The sequence below is a fragment of the Nostoc sp. DedQUE09 genome (assembly GCF_034530915.1).
Lineage (GTDB): Bacteria > Cyanobacteriota > Cyanobacteriia > Cyanobacteriales > Nostocaceae > Nostoc.
Map to the genome: position 1 here is coordinate 74,550 of NZ_JAVRCE010000032.1, position 8,291 is coordinate 82,840.

An 8,291-nucleotide genomic window follows, 5' to 3' on the forward strand; every position below is an offset into this window, starting at 1 on the left:
TTTAACTTCTCCATCTATTTGAGAAAATTTTGAGCTTTTATAAATTGTAAAAAATCTATAAAATATGCACGCGTTGTAGATGTCGTGGTGAATTTGCTAAGAAGGGATTGCGACCATGTAACAATGCATGATTGTCAGCGATAAGAATATCTCCTTCTTGCCATTGGTGTGCGAAACAATGTTGTGGTAGATAAAGCCTAGCGATCAAATCATTGAGGAATTGGTTTGGCTTTCCAGATGCTAAACCTGAAATCTCCAGAAATAAAGGATTGAGATGCACACTATCCTCATTTAGTGGTTCTGCAAAACGTAGTATGGGATTACCAGTAATGGGATGCTGACTCACAAGGGGTGCTGTAATTTTGCCGCCGTAATGAGCTAGTTTTTGAGTTTTATAGGTAATGTTAATCTTTTGCCAGGCTTGACGTTCTTCAGGAGTGGCATTTTGCAATACTCTGGTTGTGTGACAGAACAAGCTTTCACCACCGCTTCCTGCGCTCGGTGCTTGCAGACATTGGAAAAATAGAAAGCTAGGTACTGCTTTAGCGAATGCACCATCCCAATGAAATGGAACATTACCAGTTGTAAATAGATAATTTTGGGGGTTGTCGTGGACAATAAGGTTGAGTACTGTACCAAAATCCCAAGTTAGGAGTGTTCCCCAATTGGTGCAATAATCTGGCAATACTTCTTCTTGCAAGGATGAAAAGCCACGTAAAACAATTAGGCTATGCTCCCAAGTAAGCTGACGCAACTGTGGGATTGATAATTTTCGGATATCGGATTGTGGTTCAGTAGCTTCAAGTAGTAAGCCGAAAGGACATAAAGGCTGACTATTGAACTTGATTGATGTTTGCGGATTAGGTGAAATTGCGATCATGCTGCCTCTTGTGTAGAAATTGTGGTGATAAATTGCGATATGTCTGCAACGTGGAAATGACTAGGGCGATCGTTGTGCCAAATTAGAGAAGCATCGGCTTTTTCTGCTTGGCTACGTTTGAGGAGTAAGAATTGATTACCATCATGGACTACAGCGTTATGCCAAGGTGTGCCCCATTGATCTAAGGTTTTGATCATGTGGATACCAATTTTTTCTGAATGGAAAGGTTGGGGATGAATGGAGAAGCGTAAGGCTTGGGGGAATTGCTTGGCGACTAAAGAACTCCAGGCGTTACTACGCTGAATCACGCTATAGGCAAGTTCTTTGCATTCGGTTTTGATTTGATTGCGGGTTTTGAATGGTTGTAAAGCCTGATAATCTTCGCAGAGGAAGCGATGAATACCATTGAATAAATTACGATAATTTAAGTCAGTCTTGACTAAAAGCTGGAGATTTTCCAGAGATTCACCATACTCAAGGACTATTTTCTCTCGCATTTGATCGAAATTTAGATTCAGGAAGACATCTTCTAAGTTAAATAAGGCGATCGCATCTGCATTAATTTCATCGATGATGTTTCTGATTTCTCGTCCGTAGGCAGTCACATTCTCATCACTAACGCAGACAAGATCGCTAAATACTCGTCCATCAGAGCAAATTGTAATCTCAGCGCCAGGAGCATAGATATCTTGGATTTCCACACATAATGATTGAAGAAATTGTAGTGCAACTTGTTCACCCATGTCGGGTAGGGAACTCAATACTTTTTTTTGATTTGGTGATTTAGCAGGAAAAGCAGGAAGAATAAAGTGAATTGGCTTTTCTCTTTCAATAAAATACTGGATTTTTTGCATATGAGGAGCCAGACACAATGGACAAGGTTTTTGTCCACAAGGCTCTGTATGTGATATTAATCGACGATGATGGAAGATATGCTGAAGAATTTGTTCTCCGATTGTCTGGGTATTAGTGTGAGTCATTTTTGGAACATCCTAGATAAATTTAAAAAAAGTACTTTGACTTAGGAAACTATTCCTGTTTGAAAATGCTTGAATTATCCGAACAGGAATTACGACCTATTTTATATATTCAAAAAGAGTAATCTGATTATTCACTAATCTTAGTTAATTTATCTTGCTGCACCATGTTTGGAAGATTTTTGATAACCAAGCATTGTTTTTTCCCTTACTAATTACTATTGACCTATTACAAAAATCAAAGAATCAGGAATGTAATTTTGAATGAAACGCAGGATGGAGAAGAGTTTTACCTGATATTTATCTCTGTTCAAGATGACAATTTAAGCATTTCTCCCAAAGGTCTTATGACTTCAATAATTTAATGGTAAGCTCTATGCTTGATATTTACAATGAACATTTTTTTGATAAGATAAACAATTCTTTCTATTTAATTTTTATCTATTTAATTGTTCTTTTCTCCAAGCTTGAGGAGCTTTACCATGATGTTGACGAAATTGACGACAAAAATGAACTGTATGAAGATAACCTACTTTAGCAGCAATACATACCACTGTCTCATCTGTTTCTAGTAACAAGGTACGTGCTGCTGTCATTCGGTGTTGAATAATCCACATTTGAATAGATTGACCAGTTTTCTTGCGTACAAAATTAGTCAGATATGCCGCAGAATAACCTACTGCCACGGCTACATCACTGAGGCTTATCGGGTGACAGTAATTATTTTCGATAAATTGAAAAACCTCTTTTAATTTGCAATCAGATTGAATGGTGTTTTCTTGATCATATAATTGTGTTTTTGAGAGATTCTCATGCTGTAAAATTAACTCTTGTCGGAGGATATCTCTTTTTGTTAAACAGGTGGCGATCGCTCGCAATAATTCGTCTACTTGACAAGGTTTAGTAATATAATCATCTGCTCCTAATTCCATTGCTTTACGGATATCAGATCGACTACCCTGTTCGCTAACAAAAATCATTGGCATAGTCGCTGTAACAGAGTTGTGGCGGAGATTTTTGAGAATACTAACACCATCAAGCGTAGGAGTTCTAACTTCACTGACTATTAAATCTGGTAGTTGTTCTTTTGCCAAATGCATACCAATTAGACCATCTTCAGCATCTATAGTATCAAAACCTTTTGCTTGCAGGTTTTCTACGAAAAGATTACGAGTTGAAGTGTCATTTTCTATTACCAAAATTTTTTTCATAATCGCCAAATAACACCCTTGATTTCATAATTACTTTTTATACTCAAGCACCTCTATTGTTCCCTAAAAAGCCACAATGGTTTTTCAGCTCATTAATTTATATAGACGAGCATGAGGTAAAAAGTTACAATCTGTTAAGATATTCAGTCAAAATTAAATAGCTATTTGACTGGCATACGTTCTTCTAATTTACTAAAAAGCCTCCCATAACATCCCAAACTTATTAAAGGTTGTTTGAAAAGTGGCTGGCTGTAATTTTACGTACTTATTGATCCCCCCTAACCCCCCTTAAAAAGGCAGGAACCGCAATCAAAGTCCCCCTTTTTAAGGCAGGGCTGTTTCATTCCCCAAAGAGCTTTAAAAATCAAGGGTTATAGCAATTAAAAATTAGTTATTTTGTTACTAGCGTGCCGATGAAACCAACTATTTTACTGATATTTCAGTGCTTAAATATTCATCTCTTCGTCACGCTTACTTACAATTTTCTTGCTAACCATCTTGACAAATCCTGTTTGAAATGGAATGAATCAGCCCTGCTTTTTAAGGGGATTTAGAAGGATTTAGAATGTTTTGCCACCGAGAAGAGGATTTTTCAAACATCTTTTTTAGAGGGAATCTGTGTGTTTGATTTGTTTTGCTAAAAGAGTGTGTTTTCAGATATTTTGCAGTCTATGATTCCATAGAAAACCATTAATTTCGTCATGTTCACAGTCTTCAAGACTTAAAATTACAGAAACAAGAGATGTTTTTTGATTGAAATTCATATACTTCTATATTCAGTAGCAGACTGTCAGATTATTCAAATTATTGTTTCATCGTTACATTACTTAACAAATTACATCCATGCGATCGCTTGCTAAACTCATTAATGCTGCTCATTCTGTTTCAACGCAGATTGATCATAAGTACAAACCTGTGATTTAAATTGTTGGTTTTTTGATATCCCTGGTTTTAGCTGAAATGTCCAGATGGTAAGACTTATAAAAAACTTTTTGGTTTACTGAAACTTGTGGAAAAATGGGGACAGACGATCGCAAATGAAGCAACACCAGAGCCAACACCTGTTGAGCAGGCAAGTTTTGCAGAGTAATCTGTGCGAATTTACATTGTTAATAGATTTGTAGTAACTGCTCGAAACCCAAAAGATTAAACATATAATAAATCCTAGAAAACAGACCTGTAGGTTTTGTAATTTATGATACCAAGAAAAGCCGAACCACGGGAACGAATATTAACAACTGCTACCACGCTTTTCTATCAAAAGGGTATTCGTAATGTCGGTGTAGATGAGATAGTAGCCAAATCTAATGTTGCCAAAACGACTCTTTACCATCATTTCGCCTCCAAAGATGAACTGATTACCGAAGTCATGCGTCGCAGAAGTGAACAATGGCAGCAATGGTTATTTCAAGCCTTAGAGCAGCATCATGGTAGCCCGAAAGAACGGCTAATAGCTATTTTTAATGTTTTAGGACAGTGGTTAGTCATCCATGAGTTTCATGGTTGTCCCTTTAGTACCGCAGCAGCTCAATTAGGTGATATACAACATCCCGCCTATGAATTTTGTGTAGAACCGAGACAGATCCTTTTTGCCCACATTAGCCATTTGGCACAGGAAGCAGACCTCTGCAATCCGGAAAGTTTCGTACAGCAGATGATGCTTTTAATTGGCGGAGCTATTTTTACAGTCAATATGGAGGGAACCTCAGCCCTCACCACAGTAGAGTATGCTCGTCAAGCAGCGATCGCTTTGCTGTCTGTCCATGAACAACCAGAACTAAATTAAAGATTTAATTTTGATGGCAATAGTCTTAATTAAAAAATTTAGACCTATACCTTATACCTTATGTTAGAAACAGAAAATGAGTCTTATAATTCCAAACAAGCTCCCAGCAATTCCATAGAATCTGCTGAAACTGACAACTCTCAACTCCAGTTATCTCCCCAACAGCCCAAAAAACCACGTCTCAAAATTGTTAAACCCATTATTTTTGTAGCAGCGATCGCGCTCCTTGGCAGCTTAGGATACGTAGGGTATCGTCAATTTTTATATAAACCGCAGCCCAATGGTTTATTTCTCAGTGGTCGAATAGAAGGCTATGAAACTGATATTTCTAGCAAGACTGGCGGCAAAATTGGCGAAGTTGTGGTCAAGGAAGGAGATTTTATTCAACCAGGACAGCTATTAGTAAAGATTGACGATACAGATTTGCGCGCCCAACTACAGGGAACTCAAGCAAGGATTAATGCTGAGAAACAGCGTTTAGAACACGCCCGTCAGCAAATACCAGTTCTCCAAGCAGAATTAGACCAAGCTAATCTCATTACCCAGCAAGCCAAACAAGAAAGCGAAGGTCGAGTTTTAGAGGCAAAAAATTCTTTAGCAGCAGCCAAATCTGAGTTAGTAGAAGCCCAGACAAATTTAAAACTAGCCCGAGCTGAACAAAACAGGACGAGAAATTTATATAGTCAAGGTGTGGTATCAGCTCAACAACAAGACCGAGACGACGCTCAAGCTGAAGCTGTCGAAGCTAAAGTCATGGTTGTGCGTCAGCAAATTGAAGCCGCCCAAGGCAGGCTGGCACAAGCCCAAGCAACCCTACGCAACACACCAATTCGAGTAACAGCAGCATTACAAATCCAAAGACAAATCGCCCAAGCCCGTACTAATATTTCCTTAGCCCAACAGGAAGTATATAACGCCCAAGCAGCTAAAGCTCAGATAGAAGCTCAATTGAATTACTTGGTTGTGAATAGTCCTATGGCTGGTAATGTAATTACCCGTTCTGTACAACCAGGAGAAGTAGTTGCCGGTGGTGCGCCATTATTGACATTAGTTAATCTCAACCAATTGTATTTGCGTGGATTTGTTCCTGCGAGTGAAATTGCCAAAGTCAAACTAGGGCAACAAGCACAGATTGAACTTGATGGATTTACCAACCAACCACTAGAAGCAACAGTAACTCGCGTAGATCCCAAAGCCAGCTTTACGCCAGAAAATATTTATTTTCAAGAAGACCGAGTTAAACAAGTCTTTGGTGTAGAACTGACTTTAAAAAACCCCCAAGGTATAGCCAAACCAGGTATGCCAGCTGATGCAAGGATTTTGTTGCCACAAACACAGGCAGGCATCTAAATGATGAAGGATGAAACTGTAACTGAATCTGTATCGCCATTGCAGCCTACTCTTAGCCGTGTTATTTCCATTCGCGATCTTCAACATCGCTACAGGCAACAAAGTCATAATGCTGTAGATGGTATTAATTTAGATATTTATCAAGGCGAAATTTTTGGACTGATTGGCCCTGATGGCGCAGGCAAATCTACAACATTTCAGATTCTCTCAGGAGTCATGCCACAAACGAGTGGTATTGTCGAGGTCTTGGGTTCCCAACCCCGGAGTCGGCGTTTGCAAATGGGCTACCTCACCCAACGCTTCAGCCTCTATCCAGATTTAAGCGTTCTAGAAAATCTCCGCTATGCTGCTGGTTTACGAGAAGTTAGTGAAGCAGCTTTTAAAACGCGGAGTAAATACTACTTGGGTTTGTTGGATTTGGCACGATTTCAAGACCGTTTAGCGGGTCGTCTTTCTGGTGGGATGAAACAAAAATTAGGGCTTTGTTGTGCCTTAATTCATCAACCACAAATATTGCTATTAGATGAACCTACCACAGGTGTAGATCCAGTATCGCGTCGTGAATTTTGGGATATTCTTGCCCAACTAGCTGTTACCGAAGCAATGACTACAGTTGTAGCAACACCCTATCTTGATGAAGCCGAACGCTGTTCACGTATTGCCTTAATCTACGAAGGTAAAATTCAGCAATGTGATACAGTCGCTCAAGTCAAAGCAAGTCTGGGCGTGGAACGTATCGAAGTTTTCCTTCCCATCGCCCAGCTAGACCAAGCCGAAGACATTTTAAAACAAAATGCGGATGTTAAAGATGTGCTTACAGATGTCCAACGCTTCGGAGATCATCTGGATGTGCTGACACCGCAACCTAAACAGGCAAGCCAGAGGATTCGGTCTGTCTTAGAACAACAACAACTGCAATTAGAAAGTTTAGTTCTTGATACTCCAACCTTAGAGAATAGCTTTGTGGCTCGTTTGCGGGAACTCAAAGGCGATATTCCCATCATCGCTTATCCTCGGCTGCAAAAATCAGCATCCACATCTGGCATTGCGATTAAGGCAAATAATCTCAGTAAAATATTCGGTAACTTTCACGCCGTCAAACAAATCAATCTGGAAATTAAATACGGTGAAGTCTTTGGTTTATTAGGTGCCAATGGCGCAGGTAAGACAACCACAATTAAGATGTTGTGTGGCTTACTCAGTGCCAGTTCTGGACGTATGGCTTTGGCAGGAGAAACGGGTGAATTACGAAGTGCCAAAGTCCGGCAACGGATCGGCTATATGTCTCAGAAATTCACTCTTTATGATGACCTGACAATAGAACAAAATCTAGAGTTTTATTGCGGTATTTACGGTATACCTCTTCGTTATCGGCGTGCCAAAAAAGACTGGGTATTGCAAATGAGCGATCTAGTTGGCAAGGGAAATCTACTGACTGCCGATTTACCTGGGGGTTGGAAGCAGAGAGTAGCTTTTAGTGCCGCAGTCATGCATGAACCCAAAGTTTTGTTTTTAGATGAGCCAACTTCAGGGGTTGATCCATTAGCAAGAAGGCAGTTTTGGCGGCTAATTAATCGATTTGCTCAGGAAGGAATGGCTATTTTAGTAACTACTCACTATTTAGAAGAGGCAGAACAGTGCCATCGTCTCGGATTTATGGTAGCGGGGGAAATTGTCGCTCAAGGTACACCACGTCAAGTCAAAGCCGAACAACCGGGACAACTAGTGGAATGGGAATGTGAACCTTTGCAAAAAGCTTCGGATTTCCTCAAGCAGAAATTAGAAAATTGGCGAGTTTCGATTTTCGGTTCTCGTTTACATACTATTGTCGATCGTCCTGATCTGGAGATTCCCCAAATTCAAGCTTGGTTATTTGAGGCGGGTGTTTTCGTTCACAACTGCCGAGAAATCGAGTTTTCTTTGGAAGACGTATTTATTAGTGTGGTAGCGCAAGCACAACAACGTGGTTTAAGTGTGCTGGATGAGTAAGGTAATTGGTCATTGGTCATTAGTCAATAGTTATTCTCTATTCACTAGCCCTTTCAAGGTGTGTTATTTTCCAGTTTTTTCTGGTTTAGAATCTTATA

The 8,291-nt window shown here is 39.6% G+C and carries 6 protein-coding genes; 3 read left to right on the forward strand and 3 right to left on the reverse strand.

All coding sequences use genetic code 11. The annotated features are described in order from the left end of the window. Positions 1–55 precede the first annotated feature (55 nt). From RMY27_RS20455 to RMY27_RS20465, 3 genes are all read right to left on the reverse strand, one after another. Entirely contained in the window at positions 56–880 is an 825-nt protein-coding gene (locus RMY27_RS20455; protein ID WP_322666234.1) for a TauD/TfdA family dioxygenase, read from the reverse strand. Next, complete coding sequence (locus tag RMY27_RS20460; RefSeq protein ID WP_322666236.1) at positions 877–1,860, reverse strand: isocyanide synthase family protein; 984 nt, start codon at positions 1,858–1,860, stop codon at positions 877–879. Before RMY27_RS20460 ends, RMY27_RS20455 begins: the two co-directional genes overlap by 4 nt. Positions 1,861–2,294: 434 nt before the next feature. Continuing rightward, on the reverse strand, positions 2,295–3,068 hold the full coding sequence (locus RMY27_RS20465) for a DNA-binding response regulator (protein WP_322666238.1): 774 nt from the start codon (positions 3,066–3,068) through the stop codon (positions 2,295–2,297). 1,195 nt (positions 3,069–4,263) lie between these two features. On the opposite strand from RMY27_RS20465, the gene RMY27_RS20470 reads away from it, so the two are divergent. The 3 genes from RMY27_RS20470 to RMY27_RS20480 are packed head-to-tail and all read left to right on the forward strand — an operon-like array spanning position 4,264 to position 8,193. After that, positions 4,264–4,854, forward strand: a complete 591-nt coding sequence (locus tag RMY27_RS20470; protein ID WP_322666240.1) for a TetR/AcrR family transcriptional regulator — start codon at positions 4,264–4,266, stop codon at positions 4,852–4,854. 60 nt (positions 4,855–4,914) lie between these two features. Further along, positions 4,915–6,204: an HlyD family secretion protein gene (locus RMY27_RS20475; protein ID WP_322666241.1), complete on the forward strand. Its 1,290-nt coding sequence runs from the start codon at positions 4,915–4,917 to the stop codon at positions 6,202–6,204. 3 nt (positions 6,205–6,207) lie between these two features. Next, positions 6,208–8,193 carry an ATP-binding cassette domain-containing protein gene (locus tag RMY27_RS20480; RefSeq protein WP_416212359.1) on the forward strand — a complete coding sequence of 662 codons (1,986 nt, stop codon included), beginning with the start codon at positions 6,208–6,210 and terminating at the stop codon, positions 8,191–8,193. Positions 8,194–8,291 lie beyond the last annotated feature (98 nt).

Excerpts from the sequence above, each read along its gene's own strand:
- RMY27_RS20455 (WP_322666234.1), bottom strand. The coding sequence starts at position 880 with ATGATCGCAATTTCACCTAATCCGCAAACATCAATCAAGTTCAATAGT.
- RMY27_RS20460 (WP_322666236.1), bottom strand. The coding sequence starts at position 1,860 with ATGACTCACACTAATACCCAGACAATCGGAGAACAAATTCTTCAGCAT.
- RMY27_RS20465 (WP_322666238.1), bottom strand. The coding sequence starts at position 3,068 with ATGAAAAAAATTTTGGTAATAGAAAATGACACTTCAACTCGTAATCTT.
- RMY27_RS20470 (WP_322666240.1), top strand. The coding sequence starts at position 4,264 with ATGATACCAAGAAAAGCCGAACCACGGGAACGAATATTAACAACTGCT.
- RMY27_RS20475 (WP_322666241.1), top strand. The coding sequence starts at position 4,915 with ATGTTAGAAACAGAAAATGAGTCTTATAATTCCAAACAAGCTCCCAGC.
- RMY27_RS20480 (WP_416212359.1), top strand. The coding sequence starts at position 6,208 with ATGAAGGATGAAACTGTAACTGAATCTGTATCGCCATTGCAGCCTACT.